This window comes from Polaribacter sejongensis, assembly GCF_038024065.1.
Lineage (GTDB): Bacteria > Bacteroidota > Bacteroidia > Flavobacteriales > Flavobacteriaceae > Polaribacter > Polaribacter sejongensis.
Map to the genome: position 1 here is coordinate 2,473,118 of NZ_CP150667.1, position 16,430 is coordinate 2,489,547.

At 31.1% G+C, this 16,430-nt stretch carries 15 protein-coding genes; 8 read left to right on the plus strand and 7 right to left on the minus strand.

Annotated features, from left to right (window positions below; genetic code table 11):
* The first annotated feature begins 132 nt into the window (after positions 1-132).
* Both WHD08_RS10305 and WHD08_RS10310 read left to right on the plus strand, forming a co-directional pair.
* Positions 133-1,092, plus strand: a complete 960-nt coding sequence (locus WHD08_RS10305) for an L-threonylcarbamoyladenylate synthase (protein ID WP_208890903.1) — start codon at positions 133-135, stop codon at positions 1,090-1,092.
* A gap of 17 nt (positions 1,093-1,109) precedes the next feature.
* Positions 1,110-2,780 carry an RluA family pseudouridine synthase gene (locus WHD08_RS10310; protein WP_208890902.1) on the plus strand — a complete coding sequence of 557 codons (1,671 nt, stop codon included), beginning with the start codon at positions 1,110-1,112 and terminating at the stop codon, positions 2,778-2,780.
* Here the strand turns inward: WHD08_RS10310 and WHD08_RS10315 are convergent.
* On the minus strand, positions 2,777-3,313 hold the full coding sequence (locus tag WHD08_RS10315) for a hypothetical protein (protein ID WP_165733867.1): 537 nt from the start codon (positions 3,311-3,313) through the stop codon (positions 2,777-2,779). The two genes, WHD08_RS10310 and WHD08_RS10315, sit on opposite strands and share 4 nt — an antisense overlap.
* Positions 3,314-3,386: 73 nt before the next feature.
* Positions 3,387-4,013 carry a leucyl/phenylalanyl-tRNA--protein transferase gene (aat, locus tag WHD08_RS10320; protein ID WP_208890901.1) on the minus strand — a complete coding sequence of 209 codons (627 nt, stop codon included), beginning with the start codon at positions 4,011-4,013 and terminating at the stop codon, positions 3,387-3,389.
* 123 nt (positions 4,014-4,136) lie between these two features.
* Between aat and WHD08_RS10325 the strand changes: the two genes are divergently transcribed.
* Together WHD08_RS10325 and WHD08_RS10330 are read left to right on the plus strand one after the other, a co-directional pair.
* Positions 4,137-4,760: a YqaA family protein gene (locus tag WHD08_RS10325; RefSeq protein WP_165733869.1), complete on the plus strand. Its 624-nt coding sequence runs from the start codon at positions 4,137-4,139 to the stop codon at positions 4,758-4,760.
* A 29-nt stretch (positions 4,761-4,789) separates the two neighbouring features.
* Positions 4,790-5,035 carry a DUF1456 family protein gene (locus WHD08_RS10330; protein ID WP_068449322.1) on the plus strand — a complete coding sequence of 82 codons (246 nt, stop codon included), beginning with the start codon at positions 4,790-4,792 and terminating at the stop codon, positions 5,033-5,035.
* Between the two features lie 162 nt (positions 5,036-5,197).
* Here WHD08_RS10330 and WHD08_RS10335 read toward each other — a convergent pair whose 3' ends face one another.
* Together WHD08_RS10335 and WHD08_RS10340 are read right to left on the minus strand one after the other, a co-directional pair.
* Positions 5,198-5,569 carry a DUF3127 domain-containing protein gene (locus WHD08_RS10335; RefSeq protein WP_165733870.1) on the minus strand — a complete coding sequence of 124 codons (372 nt, stop codon included), beginning with the start codon at positions 5,567-5,569 and terminating at the stop codon, positions 5,198-5,200.
* A gap of 5 nt (positions 5,570-5,574) precedes the next feature.
* Positions 5,575-6,435 (minus strand): flavin reductase family protein, encoded by an 861-nt coding sequence (locus tag WHD08_RS10340; protein ID WP_208890900.1) that lies wholly within the window; start codon positions 6,433-6,435, stop codon positions 5,575-5,577.
* 195 nt (positions 6,436-6,630) lie between these two features.
* Here WHD08_RS10340 and WHD08_RS10345 point away from each other — a divergent pair, with 195 nt between their 5' ends.
* On the plus strand, positions 6,631-7,782 hold the full coding sequence (locus WHD08_RS10345) for a sensor histidine kinase (RefSeq protein ID WP_165733872.1): 1,152 nt from the start codon (positions 6,631-6,633) through the stop codon (positions 7,780-7,782).
* A gap of 256 nt (positions 7,783-8,038) precedes the next feature.
* A complete protein-coding gene (locus WHD08_RS10350) occupies positions 8,039-12,814 on the plus strand; it encodes a T9SS type A sorting domain-containing protein (protein WP_208890899.1) in 4,776 nt (1,591 codons plus the stop codon).
* A 205-nt stretch (positions 12,815-13,019) separates the two neighbouring features.
* Here the strand turns inward: WHD08_RS10350 and WHD08_RS10355 are convergent, their stop codons facing one another.
* The 3 genes from WHD08_RS10355 to greA form a co-directional block, all read right to left on the minus strand.
* Positions 13,020-13,355: a hypothetical protein gene (locus WHD08_RS10355; protein WP_208890898.1), complete on the minus strand. Its 336-nt coding sequence runs from the start codon at positions 13,353-13,355 to the stop codon at positions 13,020-13,022.
* A gap of 22 nt (positions 13,356-13,377) precedes the next feature.
* Positions 13,378-13,767 (minus strand): HIT family protein, encoded by a 390-nt coding sequence (locus WHD08_RS10360; RefSeq protein ID WP_208890897.1) that lies wholly within the window; start codon positions 13,765-13,767, stop codon positions 13,378-13,380.
* 325 nt (positions 13,768-14,092) lie between these two features.
* Positions 14,093-14,566 (minus strand): transcription elongation factor GreA, encoded by a 474-nt coding sequence (greA, locus tag WHD08_RS10365; protein ID WP_165733876.1) that lies wholly within the window; start codon positions 14,564-14,566, stop codon positions 14,093-14,095.
* Positions 14,567-14,760: 194 nt separating this feature from the next.
* On the opposite strand from greA, the gene WHD08_RS10370 reads away from it, so the two are divergent.
* Entirely contained in the window at positions 14,761-15,180 is a 420-nt protein-coding gene (locus tag WHD08_RS10370) for a Rieske 2Fe-2S domain-containing protein (RefSeq protein ID WP_165733877.1), read from the plus strand.
* A 58-nt stretch (positions 15,181-15,238) separates the two neighbouring features.
* Entirely contained in the window at positions 15,239-16,402 is a 1,164-nt protein-coding gene (locus tag WHD08_RS10375; protein ID WP_208890896.1) for a 5-(carboxyamino)imidazole ribonucleotide synthase, read from the plus strand.
* The last annotated feature ends 28 nt before the right edge of the window (positions 16,403-16,430 follow it).

The window sequence follows — 16,430 nt, forward strand, 5'->3', positions numbered from 1 at the left end:
ATGAACCTACGTTCATAACAAAACAAAAACAGCATTAATTATCAAAAAAAATTAGAACTTTATTTCTTATCAAACTAACTAAACCTATTTGTGCTATTTTATAATTAAATTTGCCGTCTATAAGAATAATCAATGAGCATCATTTCTAAAGACATACAAAAAGCGATACAATTATTAACCAACGAAGAGCTGGTAGCCATACCTACGGAAACAGTTTATGGTTTAGCAGGAAATATTTTTAGCGAAAAGGCAATAAAAAGCATTTTTTCAACAAAAAAGCGTCCGTTTTTCAATCCATTAATTGTACACATTCCTTCTGTTGATGCTTTAGAGGGAATTGTAACGCACATTCCTGAAAAAGCAAAGTTATTAGCAGCTGCTTTTTGGCCAGGATCTATGACTTTGGTCTTAAAAAAAGACAAAAATATTCCTGATATTATTACTGCAGGTAAAGATACAGTTGCCGTTCGTGTACCTAATCATCCGATAACTTTAGAATTATTAAGACAACTGCCGTTTCCTTTAGCAGCACCAAGTGCGAATCCTTTTGGAAGCATAAGCCCTACAAAACCAGCACATGTAGAACGTTATTTTAAAGACGATATAAAAATGGTGCTAGATGGCGGAGCTTGTACAAACGGAATTGAATCTACCATTATTGGTTTTATAGACGATGAACCTATTATTTATAGATTAGGTGCTTTGGCTTTAGAAGATATTGAAGCAGTTGTTGGTGAAATTATCATTAAAAATAAAGAAGAAATAAGTCCGGATGCTCCAGGAATGTTGGCAAGACATTATGCACCTGCTACTCGTACTTTTTTGGTCGATGATATTGCGAATGAAGTTAAAAAGCATGTAGGTAAAAAAATTGGAGTGTTACCTTTTAAAAATTCATTAAACGATGCTTTACTAACAGAAATTATTTTATCAGAAAAAGGATCTTTGCATGAAGCTGCTTCTAAATTATATGATTCTTTACACGAATTAGATCATCTAAAATTAGATGTAATTATTGCAGAAAGATTCCCTGAATTGGGTTTAGGAAAATCTATTAACGACCGATTGCAACGTGCAACTTTTAGCCTTTAACTTGATATTTTTTTAATTTGACTTATTTCCAAAAATTTAAAGCAAATATTTCTGACATTGAACTTCCAGAAAAGTTTACGTTTCCGTTTTATTACCAACCTCATCAGTTAGCAACTATTGCTACCAGTGAATTACAAGAGTATTTAGAAAATCAGACAGATTTTGAACATAATTTTGGACTTACAGAAGAGGAAAACGAATTGCCAATTGGTAAAATGTTTGGGGTGTTGGTGGTTAAAAACCAACAAAATGAAATTGGTTATTTGGCTGCCTTTTCAGGAAAATTAGCAGATAAAAGTTTGCCTATAAAATTTGTTCCGCCTGTTTTTAACATGAGAACAGAAGGAAGTTTCTATATTAAAGGTGAAAAAGAAATAGACCAAATAAATGCGGAATTATCTCTTTTAAAAAAGGATAAAAATTATTTAAAACTAAAGAAAACCTTTTTTAAATTATCGAAAGAAATTGAAGAAGACTTAACACAGGAAAGGAAAAAATTAAAACTTCAGAAAAAGGATAGAAAATCTAGAAAAACAAACGGACAAGCAACTTTAAATGAAGTTGATTTTAACAACCTCAACAAAGAATTAGTCCAAGAAAGTTTTAACGACCAATTTTATTACAAAGAACTAGTAGAATACTACGAAGATAAAATTGCAAAAAAAAGAAGTGAATTAACTCTTTTTGAAGACAAAATTGCAGCCTTAAAAAAGGATAGAAGAGAAAAGTCTAATTATTTACAACAAACGCTTTTTAGTAAATATGCTTTTTTAAATCAAGAAAAAGAGCTGCGTAGTTTATTAGATATTTTTAACAATCCAGCAATAAAACCACCTGCTGGTTCTGGTGAATGTTCTGCTCCTAAATTATTACAACACGCTTTTTTAAACGACTATACCCCTATTTGTATGGCAGAATTTTGGTGGGGAATTTCGCCAAACTCAGCAATTAGAAAGCACAAAAACTTTTATCCTGCCTGCCAAGGCAGATGTAAACCTATTTTAGCACACATGTTAGAAGGTATTAAAATGGATGAAAATTTATTGTTGGAAAATTTAGCAGAAAAACAAACATTAGAAATCATTTATGAAGATGATGTTTTATTGGTTGTAAATAAACCTACCGAGTTTTTATCTGTACCCGGAAAAGATATTTCTGATTCAGTATATACTCGAATTAAAGAAAAATATCCAGATGCAACAGGACCATTAATTGTACATCGTTTAGACATGTCTACTTCTGGAATTTTATTATTAACCAAAACAAAAGAAGCCAATAAAGTTTTACAAAGTCAGTTTATAAATAGAACCGTAAAAAAGCGTTACGTTGCTTTATTAGACGGAAACTTAACCGAAGAAAGTGGGAAAATAAAACTTCCTTTACGTGTAGATTTAGATGACAGACCCAAGCAATTAGTAGATTTTGTTCATGGGAAAAATGCTGAAACAGATTGGAAAATCATCAAAAGGGAAAATGGAAAGACAAAAGTCCATTTTTACCCAATTACAGGACGAACACATCAATTAAGAGTTCATGCTGCGCATATAAACGGATTAAATACCCCAATTGTTGGTGATGATTTGTATGGAAACAAAGAAAACAGGTTGCATTTACACGCAGAGTTTATAGAATTTTCGCACCCAACAACTCACAAGAGAATGAGCTTTACAGTGGCACCAGATTTTTAGAAAAACGAAAATCCGATTCCTAAAGAAACACTATTTAACCTGTTATTTTCGAATCCGATTATTCCTTTTCTATGAAAGTCTAATCGAACAACTGTGTTCCATCTTTCTTCTCCTGCAACTTGAGTTCCTATTCCTAAACCAAAATAATTTCCATCAGGATAATTGGATGAAGGCGTCCACATTTTCCCATATCTCGCTTCAACAAAAAAAGTGTCATCATCATTTTCAGTAATATTATACTTTAAACTTCCATACGTAGGAAAAGCACTTACAGCATAGTTCCAATGATAATCTAAACCTGTATTAAAAGCGATTGCTAATCTTCGCTTAAATTCGTAACCAAAACCAACTCTAAGAAATACTGCAGAAGGTACAATTAAAGGACCATTATCATCATCCGGACCTATTTCATAATTTTCATTAATTCCAAAAGTTAAATTAACATCTCCTGTAAAAAAAGGTCTTCCAAATTTCTCTTGAGACCAAGATTGTAATGCACATAATAGTACAATTAATACAAGTATTTTCTTCATAAAAAAATTTTGATTATTAAAACATCAGCAATAATTATTCTTTTATTTCACTTTCTAAAAATAGTAAAAAAATTTAAGCCTTTAATATCTCTAAAAATGCATTTCTTTCAATTTCTCTTGCTCCCAAACTCGCTAGATGATCATTATACATTTGGCAATCTATTAAAGTGTATTCTTTCTTTTTAGCGAGATGAATAAATGCCAATTTAGAAACATTAGAAACTTTACTAAACATACTTTCTCCACAGAAAATATTGTTAATCTCTAAACCGTACAAACCACCCACTAATTGATTGTCTTGCCAAACTTCTATAGATTTAGCAATGCCTTTATGATGTAAATTAATGTAAGCCTGCTCCATATCATCAGTAATCCAAGTACCAAAACCATCACTCCTCTCTATATTTTTACAGTGGTAGATTACTTCTCTAAACGCTTTATTTTCTGTGATAGTAAACTCACCTTTATTAATGATTTTTCGCATCGATTTAGACACTTTAATTTCACCAGGAAACAACACCATCCTTTCCAACGGACAATACCAAACAATAGGTTCTCCTTCTGAAAACCAAGGAAAAATTCCATTTTTGTAGGCACAAATTAACCGTTCATCAGATAAATCTCCACCTAAAGCGATAATTCCATCATTTGTGGTATATTCATAAGGTGGAAATTCAATTTTATCTGTAAGCCAAATCATAAAAACTTATTTGTTGCTAAATTAAGGAATTCATAAAAGAGTAGGAATATAAATTATTGTTCACTTTATAAAAATTAAGTCCTTATTTTTGTACTCTGTTTAAAGAAAAAGAGAAATCTAAAAATGGCAAAAAAAACAAAACAAAAAACAAAAACGCATAGAGCTAAACTGATGCACTCCTATTTCCATAGAACAGGGTTCTATATGTTTATATGGGAGAGTTTAAAGAAAGCTTTCTGGCCAATTGTAATTGTTGTTGCATGTTTATTTCTTTTTAACGAATATGTATACAACATCAATGATGGATTACATCATTTTACAGAAACGGTTTCTAGACTTACAGTTTTAATATTCTTCTTTGTTTCTGAAACCTTGTTAGGCTTAGTGCCTCCAGAAATATTTATTGCGTGGTCTAAAAAAACACCTGATCCAATATTAAACTTAGCAATTTTAGCTACTTTATCATATTGTGGTGGTTTAGTTTCTTACTTTATAGGTAAAACTGCATTAAGAATTAAATCTGTTAAAGAATATTTAGAAGTAAAAATGGCTAAGAATTTAAAAAACACTCGCAAATGGGGTGGTATTTTAATTCTTGTAGGTGCTTTATTTCCATTACCCTTTTCTATTGCTTGTATTGCTGCAGGAATGATAAAATATCCATTTAATAAAGTTATCTTTTTTGGTTTATTTCGTTTTATTAGATTTGCAATATATGCTTGGGCAATTTTTCAGGTTGTAGATTAAATTCAGATTAAAATAATTATATTAGTATTATGGGATTAACAAATAATGACATTTTAAAAAAACTACGTGTAGCTCATAAATTACGAGATACAGATATTGTAGAAATTTGTGCTTTGGTAGATTTTAAAGTAAGTAAAGCAGAATTAGGTGCCTTGTTTAGAAGTGAAGAACACCCAAAATATGTTGAATGTCAAGATCAAATATTACGTAATTTCTTAAACGGATTGGTTGTTCATTTACGTGGACCAATGCCTAAAAAAGGTGAGAAGAAATAAGTTTTTATTTTTTAGTTGTTTAGATTGCTTCGCTTTTTAGACGCAAGAAACAAGACTAACAAAAAAATAAACAAACCTTTATAAAATAAAAAGAGAGATTTCAGTAATGAAATCTCTCTTTTTATTTGTCTTGATTTTTAATACTAAAAATCTTGATGCTATTTAAAACGGTAAATCGTCTGGCTCCTCATCTGTAACTTTAGATGCTGGCTGAAATTGATCTACTGGAGGTAAATTACCACCACCTGCAGCTGCTTGAGATAAATTCTCTATTCTCCACCCAACTATAGAGTTAAAATATTTAGCTTCACCTTGTGGGTTAATCCACTCTCTACCTCTTAAGTTGATAGATACTTTTACATCTTGCCCAACTTTATAATTGTTTAATAAATCAGTTTTATCTTGTTGAAACTCGATATTAATCATTTGCGGATATTGATCATCTGTTGTAACCACTAATTCTCTTTTTTGAAATCCGTTTGATCCAAATGTTTGAACGTCTCCAATTAATTTTACTTTACCAATAACTTCCATAATTTCTAATTTAATAAAAGCACTTTCCAAGCACTTTCTACATCATTCTTTTTTAAATACTCTTGGGCAAATGTATGTTTTTTTGTGGTTTCTAGTCCAATAAACTCTAAATGATCTTTCTTAAAGTTATTAACATCTGCTTCTGTTGGCAATTGTTCTACATTACCTAACATACCTAAATTATTACCCGTTAACACCGTACTATTCCGTATTTCTAAAGGTATTTTATCAACTCCAATACCTAAAGTACTTACTGGTTTGGGTATCTCAAAAAAACCATCTTTTGCTCTTGTGTAAAAATTACCTCCTGCTCTTGCCACCAAGTCTATTTTATGCTGATCTATGCTTCCATCAGCAGCTAAAACGTCTTCAGAAATATGTACTTTAACCACCTCACAAACTATTAAATTTCCAGCTCCACCTTCATCACCAGTAAAAATAACATCATTTACTTTGCATTCTAATTGTACTGGAGATTCTGCAACTCTAAATGGTTTTATAAGATCTGAAGGCAACATGGTAAACCCTGCTTTTTCAAACTCATTTACACCTTGCGGATATTCTGTACTACTTAAAGACATTTGCTGTACCATGGCATAATTCACCACATTTATAACCACTTCTTTAGTAGCCAAAACATTTTCTAACGTGTGTTTTGTAGTATTACCTTTTACCCTTCTGGCAGGAGAAAAAACTAATATGGGAGGATTTGCTCCAAAAATATTAAAAAAACTAAAAGGAGATAAATTCGGATTTCCATCGGCATCAACCGTACTTGCAAAAGCAATAGGTCTTGGTGCAATGGCACCTAATAAATAACCATGTAATTTTTGTGTAGAAATCTCTTTTGGATTGATAGATAGCATACTTATAAATTTTACTAAATGCCATTTAGAGCACAACTAAAAAGTTTAACGAAATACGATATCTTCGTTTGATACTTTTATCAGAATAAAATTTTGAAAAAAGTAAAAATGCTAACTGGCAAATATTATTTGCTTTGTAAAGATACTATCTAATCTTTAAATGAGTTATACAGAGGAAACCTTATATTTGTTTTGATGAACTTTTTTTCTAATACCCTTTTATTTAAACGAATTACCATTCTTGTTTCGTTTATTATAGTTTCTTTAATTTTATGGAACACCTATACTTTCTTTCAAAAATTTAAACAAGAAGAGCGTATTAAAATGGAAATTTTAGCAACTGCACAAAAAGAAATTGCTAGCGATACCAACTTAGATGCCAATGTAGATTTACCCTTAAAAATTATTGAGAATAACAATAATATTCCCATGATTCTGGTAAATGACAAAGGAGAAATAGAATATTTCCAAAACTTAGATTCTGTAAAAGCGTTAAATCCTAAATATCTAGAAAAGCAATTGATAGAAATGAAGGCCGAAAACCTACCTATTGAGGTTAGTTATAAAGGAAAAAACAAACAGTTTATTTATTATCGGAATTCAGATTTACTAAACAGATTAACGTATTATCCTATTGCGTTAATTTTAATTTTATTTCTATTTTTGAGTGTTATTTATATGTTTTACAGCTCTAATAAAGTTGCAGAAACCAATAAACTTTGGACAGGTATGGCCAAAGAAACAGCGCATCAAATTGGTACGCCTTTGTCTTCTCTTTTAGGATGGATTGCCATTTTAAAAATGGAAAAAATAGATGATAAATATGTAGAAGAAATAGAAAAAGACGTTAGCAGATTAAATACCATTGCAAATCGTTTTTCTAAAATTGGTTCTACACCAGAGCTTGAAAAAGAAAATGTAGTTGCCATAACAAAACAAGCTTTCGATTATTTAGAATCTAGAAGTTCTAAACAAATTTCTTTCTCTTTTACAACTTCAGACACTGAGATTTACACCCATTTAAACACAGAGTTGTTTGGTTGGGTTATAGAAAACCTCATCAAAAATGCTATTGACGCCATGTTAGGCAAAGGTCAGCTAGATCTAAACATAGAGAATACATCTAAAAAAATAAAAATTACGGTTTCAGACACCGGAAAAGGAATGCCGAAAAAACTATTTAGACAGATTTTCAAACCCGGTTTTACTACAAAAAAACGTGGATGGGGATTAGGTTTATCACTATCCAAACGTATTGTTTCCGATTATCATAAAGGGAAAATATTTGTGCAAAAATCTGAAATTGGAAAAGGAACTACTTTTGAGATTTTATTGAATAAAGTGTAGTTTTTTTCAACCCAAAACACAAATATCTTTCATAAAACGAGAAAAAAAAGCTTTAAAACACTACAAGCAGCTACTATTACTCTTTTTTTATCAGCAGAAATACCGTTTAAAGAAAGTAACTTGCAATTCGTCTAACCTATAAACCGAATCAAATAATAATATCCTAATTTTAAAGAGTCTTCTATAAATTTGTATCGCAATAGTTTAATTTATAACAATTTGCACAGTGTTATACAAATTTTAAAAGACTTATAAAATGAAACATAATTTACATAAAATATTTATCTGTATAGTTTTATTAACCATAACACAAGTTGGTTATAGTCAATTAAGTGATTTACATTTCCTTCCACCATTAAAGCAAGACACTAACAACCAAGCTATTCAGCAACAAACCATCTATTTATCTACACCAGAAACTTCAAGTTTCAATATAAAAGTATATAGAGGTACAAATACTACAGAAATTACTACTTTATCACTATCAAAAGCAACTCCCAAAACCTATAACCCAGGTAATGGAGACAACAATATAACCCTAGTAACCAATGCCAATACAGGAATCATTTTATCTAACAGTGGTTTGCGTTTTGAATCTGAAAATGGAGAAAAATTTTATGTGAATTATAGAGGTAGATCAGCTTCACAAGCGGCTTCAATTACCTCTAAAGGTAGAGCTGCTTTAGGTCAGAAATTTAAATGGGGAGGCGCTCCTATTGAAGCAAATCATAAAACTATGAGTGCTACATTAGGTATTATGGCTACTGAAGACAATACCCAAATAAAAATAAGTGGTTATAATACAGAATGTAAATTTAGAGCTACAAATAATGTCGATGGAATTACTGATAATACTATTAATATTACATTAAACAAAGGTCAATCTTATGTGCTTGAAGCTGCAAAAGACGCAACCACAGCCAATATAGACGGATGGATTGGTGCCTCTATTGATGCTGACAAAGATATTGCCATTAGTAACGGAATGTTAAATTTTGGGGTAAACCCAAGTAGTGGAAGTAGAGATGCGGGAGCAGACCAACCTGTACCTGAAGACAAATTAGGAAAAGAGTATGTTTTTGTTCGTGGTAACGGTGGTACAACTAATGAGTTTGTAATTATCATAGGAACACAAGCAAATACAGAAATTTATGTAAATAATGAGAGTACACCTTTTGCTACAATTGGTGTTGGGGAGTATGCAGAAATACCATCTTCTAAATATTCTGGTACTACATCTGGTAAAAACATGTTTGTATCTTCAACCAAAAACGTATATGCTTACCAAGTAATTTCAGGTAGTTCATCTATTATTACGGTAAGTTTAAATTTTGTAGCTCCTGTAAATTGTTTATTGCCTGACGCAGTGGATTATATTTCTAATATCGAAGATATTTCTGGAATTACGGCTTCAGGAGGTTTATACATTATAGCATCAACAACAACAGCTAATTCTAATATTGTTGTTACTGATGACAGTGGTGTAGTTGCTTTACCTACAGAAGAAGCCATTTCAGGTACAGCAGACTGGAAAACATTTTATATTACAGGACTTACAGGAGATGTATCTGTAAATTCTTCAGGTCCAATATCTGTAGGGTTTTTAGGGTTTAACGGTGCTAGAGGTATCGCTGGTTATTTTTCTGGGTTTGATACTGTACCAGTTACAGAATTAGCTATAACAGGTGGAGGTTGTTTACCAGGCGGTGCCATTGAAGTAGTTACTAAAAATTTTGAATCTTACCAATGGTATGACAATGGTGTTTTAGTCCCTGGTGAAAACGGACCTACATATACCCCAACAACATCTGGAGACTATTACGTACGTGTTTCTAAAGGAGGTTGTACCTATGATTCTCAACCAATTTCGGCTTATTATTGTAACCCAGATATCATTGTTAACAAAACTGCTGACAAGAGTGATGTTATGGAAGGAGAAAGCATTACTTTTAAAATTATAATAGAAAGTAAAGGTGTTAATCCTGTTACAAATATTAATATTTCTGATGTAATGCCTAATGGATTAACAGTTGTTAGTGCAAGCCCAAGTATTGGTTCTTGGACAACTCCTAATTGGACATTAGGAAATCTTACAAGTGGCCAAGTAGAAACAATTACAATTGTAGCAAAAGTAGATCCAATGACAGGAACTAACTCAACTGTTGCCAAAACAAATACAGCTAGAAACACACAAGATCAAACAGACAATAATATCACCAGTGATTCTCCTTCTGTTTCTTTTAACATCTTAAGAGATTATGATGGAGATGGTATAGCAGACATATATGATATTGATGATGATAATGATGGAGTTTTAGACACCACTGAAGGAAATAACGATACCGATAACGACGGTATACCAAATCAATTAGATTTAGATTCTGATGGAGATGGTTGCCCAGATACTATAGAAGCTAGTGTACCTACTGTATTAGAAAGTGCAAGCGTAATTAATACCACCACCACAAATACGGCAGATGCTGTAGTAAACATTACAAATAACCCTGTTGGAGATAATGGATTAGCGGCTAGCCTAGAAACTAATGATAATACTACAACCTCTATAAACTATACATCAACCTACAATACGTATGCATTAGATAAAAACACAAATGTCTGTGGAGTTGCTATGATTACACAAGTATATCAAACAGCCACAGAACGTTGGATAGAAATTACCAATAGTCATGCTGTAAATATCATTGCACCAAATGCAACTATTATTGCGCTCTTTAAAAATACTTCTGGAGATCAAACAGGTAACACTCCTACTGCTTTTACTTCTAACACTAGTGTTATTAACCCAGGTGAGTCTATACTAATATCTGCAGGAACTGTTTCTAATAAGCTTTCTACAGCATCAGAAATAGTAAATATAAATGTAACCAATTTTGATGCTGCAAATGATATTTTAGCCTTAACAAGAATATCTAATACGAATGCTTGGGCATCAAGAATTGATGTGATAGCAGCTATAGAAGACAATACAAGCTATGTACGTATTGATGAAGTTTCTGCACCAAATAAAACTGCAGATGCAACAGAATGGGTTGCTTTTATAGACGATGACATTATTACTTATTCAGATGACGCAAATGATAATGCTATAGAACGTCATGCACACGATCCTTTATTATCTGAAATAGCTACTGCTAATGATGAAACCAATATAAAACCAGGTTTACATAGATTCCAATTTACAGACAGAACTACCGTATTAGGCAGTAGTGTTTGGACAAACGGATACCCAGATAGATCTAGAAATGTAAAGGTTTCTGAAGATTATAATCATACAGGTAAGTTAAGTGCTAGAAAATTAGAAGTTAAAGAAAGTAGTATTTTTACGATTACAGATAATCTATTAGTAGTTACAAATGAAATAATTATTAAAGATACAAACGATGAAATACGCTTAATTAGTTCAGACAACACTAATAAGGCACAGTTAATTCAAACACATAAAACAGCATCTAAAGTTACTGGAAATGGTAAATTATTAGTAGACCAAAACTCTACAGTACCAAGTAAGTACAGATACAATTATTTGAGTTCTCCTGTACGTACTCTTAATGCTACAACATTTACCATAGAAGATGTTTTAAAAGACGGTACAATACCAACCTCTGCAACTTCTGCAATTACAGACATTAACTTTGTGAGTGGTTATGATGGTAATACTACATCTCCTATTTCTATAGCAGATCATTGGATATACACATATGCAACAGGATCTAATGGAAGATCTGGTTGGTCTCATAAATACAAAGGTGGTACAATTTCACAAACCGATGGATTTACTTTTAAAGGACCTGGTGCTGCACAAAATTATACTTTTGTTGGGACTCCTAAAGATGGAGAATTAACAACAACTATTAACGCAGGAAACTCTTATTTAGTAGGAAACCCGTATGCATCTGCAATGAGTGCTAAAAAGTTTATTCAAGATAATTTAGACGTTACGAACGGTAGTTTATATTTTTGGGAACATGTAGGAGAAAAAAGTTCTACAAATGGTTCTGAAGGCCATAATTATGGCGGATATGTTGGTGGATATGCTGTTAGAAACTTATCTGGAGGCGTTGCTGCAAACAGTGTAGTTGACAATAATAACAGTAATAATGGCACACCTACTTTGGGTAATGGATCTTATACAGAGCCAAAATCTTTTATAGCAATCGGACAAGGATTTTTTATAGAAGGAGACGATGTACTCTCTGGACCTATTGTTTTTAACAACAGCCAAAGAGAATATGTACAAGAAGGAACAAATTCTCATTTCTTTAAAAGTGAAAACAGAAAATCAAAAGCTAAAAAAAGCTTTACAAATACATTGCCAATTATTAAATTAGGAATGAGTTATACCGATGATAATAACGTCAATTTACATAGACAATTAGCTATTTCATTTAAAGACAATAACTCTTTTAACTTTGATAAAGGATACGATACTGAAATTTATGATGTAGGAACTACGGATATCTATTGGAAGTTTCCTAATACTAATGAAAAATATGTAATTACTGGTGTACAAAGTATTTCTGAAGAACTAGAAATTCCTTTAGAGTTGATTATTTCTAAAGATGGACAAGTAACAATTAGCTTAGATGAATGGAATGAAATTGACAGAAACATCTACATAACAGATAAATTAACAAGAACATCTTATTTACTTAATAATGAAAGTATTGTTTTAACACTTGCAAAAGGAACCTACACAGACCGTTTTGTACTTGCTTTTTCTGAAATTATTAAAAGCAAAGTATTAGGTATAGAAGATGCAATTTTAGAGAACAACGTTTCTATTTACTTAGATAATAACGCTAAAGAATTGGTAATTGATAACAACAGTAATTTAGAATTAAAAAAGGTAACTTTATTTAATTTATTAGGTCAAAAAGTGGCTGAATGGAATACAATTGAAACCAATACAATCCAAAATAGATTGAAAATTAATACTATTTCTAAAGCTATTTACATTGTAAATATTGATACAGAAAATGGAAGAGTTACTAAAAAAATAGCAGTAGAATAATTTATTTTTAGGAAATAAAAACTAATTTCTAAACATTAAAAAGCCTACTATATATAATAGTAGGCTTTTTAATTAGAAGCTATTTCCCGCTTTCTCTACTCGCTTTTATTGCCGAAAAAAATGGCAATAAAGAGCTCAAACATACCGTTCAATCAGGGCTAAACTTGTTTGCCAACTAATTATTTGTAATTTATACAGTATAGTTTTAAAGCAAGAAATCTAATATTTTATTAATACCAAAACCTAAAATCATTCCTATTAACATCCAATAAAAACGTTGTTTTTTGTCTGTTTTTACAATTCGCTTATCTAACAATTCTTCATTATTTTTCAATTCAAGTATAATTTCTTTTTTATCGAATTGTTTATAATTTGATTCTAATGTTAAATCGCTATATTTTAGTTTTACTTTATGCTTAATTCCAGAAAAAGAGAACTTCTTAGATATTATTTTTCCATTTAACAAAACACTTTCAACTCCAAAGAAAGAATTTAAAAACTCAATTTTATTAGATTCTATATTAAATTCAGCGTATTTCATTTTTAGTTAGAGTTATTAGTTTTTATTCAAATTTAGATAAAATACTTGCCGCCAAAGCAACAAACTCTTCATTTGTTAATTTTACTTTTTGATTAAATTGCATGTCTGCCATTGCATTTGTTGGCACTAAATGTACGTGTACATGAGGCACTTCTAAACCAATAACACTCATACAAACTCTTTTACAAGAAACTGCTTTTTCTAAAGCTTCTGCAACTCGGTAAGAGAAATCCATCAAACTTAAATATTCTTCTTTAGACAAATCGAATAGTTTGTTTTCTTCCTTTTTAGGCACTACTAACGTGTGTCCTTTTGCATTTGGATTGATATCTAAAAAAGCAATATAATTATCGTCTTCCGCTACTTTGTAACAAGGAATTTCTCCTTCTATTATTTTTGTAAAAATGCTCATTTTTTTTATTGATTTGATTTATAAACTAGATCTAAACTATGCTCGATCTTACAAACAGTAGTAAAGGTAAAAAAAGAATTCGGGTTCTAGCAATGCTAAAACCCGAATTTATGATGGAAACTTGTATAAAAAGTTTATTTGTTTTAGAAAGTCTTAAAAACCTGCAAACAAGTCTAGCCCTGATTAACTCCGCTTTAATATTACTTTGAGTCGTTGAATGCTTCGCATTTGAAACAGCATCCTTTTTTTGTTTTTCTCAAAAAAAAAGATAGTCTTTCGACTCCGCTCTAGATAAATTCCAAGCAGGAAACAGCTTCTAAAAAAATTATCTAGAAATGTTTACAATTTCGAATTTCATAATTCCGTTTGGTACTTTAATTTCTGCAACATCACCAACTTCTTTACCTAACAAACCTTTACCTATTGGTGAGTTTACAGATAATTTACCGTTTCTAACATCGGTTTCTGAATCTGCAACCAACGTGTAAGAAAACTCCATTTTGTTAGCTATATTTTTTATTTTTACAATAGAATGAATTAGTACTTTAGACGTATCTAATTGAGATTCATCTATAATTCTTGCACTAGAAATAACGTTCTTTAACTTGGCAATTTTAAATTCTAGGTGAGATTGTTCTTCTTTTGCAGCATGATATTCTGCATTTTCACTTAAATCTCCTTTATCTCGTGCATCTGCAATTTCTGTAGTTACTCTTGGGCGCTCCACTTGCTCTAGTTGCACCAATTCATCTTTCAATTTCTTTAATCCTTCTGCTGAATAATAAGATATCTCGCTCATTTTTTTTTATTTTAATTTCTAACCTCAATTTAATAACTTCTTAATTTTATTAAAAACAAGTTGCTTTTACACTAAAAAAACCCAACACGGGTTTATATTAAAAAATCCCATTGCCCTAACAGGAATGAGATTGAATAACAAAGATACAAAATATTTGTAACTTGCTAACGTTTTAAATAAAATGAAACTTTTGTATGATTAAAAAAATAGTATTATTCTGCTGCTTTATGATTGTTATGTCATGCTCAGATAACACCCAAATTAATGATTGTTTTTTAGATGTAAACGTCTCTGAAGTTTTAAATACGAGGCTTCCATCCTACCAATTATTAACTATTAATGGTACTAGTAAAACATATTCAATTGGTGGCAGACAAATACATATTATTAGAAATAATGCTTCAGATTTTATAGCTTTTGATTTAGAATGTCCGGATAGAAACTGCAATGCACCCTTAGATATCATTACAAATGCGCCAATTATAACTTGTACTTGCCATGATAGAAATTATAATTATTTACAAGGTGGTAAACTAATTGGAGAAGAAGGTTGTGGCATGTTAATGTACACTGTTAACCTAATTGGGAGCGACGGGGTTCAAATAAGAAATTAAAATTGTAGATTAGTTAAATTGAGTTGCTTATTTTTGCCTAAACACAACAATTCTCAACGTGAAAAACTATTATTCTTCAGATTTTAAATTAGGCGTTCTTGGTGGAGGTCAATTAGGTAGAATGCTTTTAGCAGAAACTCAAAAATTAGACATTCATACTTCTATTTTAGAAACGAATAAAAATGCACCTTGTGCAGAAATTTGCAACACGTTTGTGGTTGGAGATTTATTAGATTTTGATGCCGTTTACAACTTTGGTAAAACCGTAGATGTTTTAACTATTGAAATTGAAAATGTAAACTTAGATGCTTTAGACAAATTAGAAGATGAAGGTTTAACCATTTTTCCAAAACCAAAAGATTTACGCATTATTCAAAATAAAGCTAGGCAAAAGAATTTTTATGTAGACCATGAAATTCCTACGGCAGATTTTTCTCATTTTGCACATTCTACAGAGATTAAACATTCTTATGAAAATAATACGATAAATTTTCCTTTTGTTTGGAAAGCAGCTCGTTTTGGTTATGATGGTAATGGTGTTAAAATTGTTAGAAATATAGAGGATTTAGAGTCTTTACCAAATGTTGAATGTATTACTGAAAAACTGATTCCATTTAAAAATGAATTGGCAGTAATTGTGGCAAGAAATGCGGATGGAGCAGTAAAAACCTATCCGGTTGTAGAAATGGAATTTCATCCAGAAGCAAACCAGGTTGAGTATGTAATCTGTCCTGCAAGAATAGATGCTCAAGTAGCAGAAAAAGCGAGAGAAATAGCTTTAAAAGTAGTAAGCGATTTAGATTTTGTTGGTTTGTTGGCTGTAGAAATGTTTCAGACAGTAGATGATAAGATCTTAGTAAATGAAGTAGCTCCAAGACCTCATAATTCTGGGCATTATTCTATTGAAGCAAGTTATACCAATCAATTTGAACAACACATACGCTCAATCTTAAATCTTCCATTAGGAAATACAGATAGTAAAGTTGCCGGAATTATGGTGAATTTAGTAGGTGAAGAAGGTTTTTCTGGTGATGTAATTTATGAAAACATAGAAGAAATTCTAAAAATTGACGGAGTTACGCCACATATTTATGGAAAAAAAGAAACACGTCCGTTTAGAAAAATGGGACATGTTACTATTGTAAATAAAGATATTGAAGTTGCTAGAAAAGTAGCACAAGAAGTTAAGGAGACTCTTAGAGTGATTAGTAAAAATAATTAACAGTAAACAATTATTAGTTATCAATGAT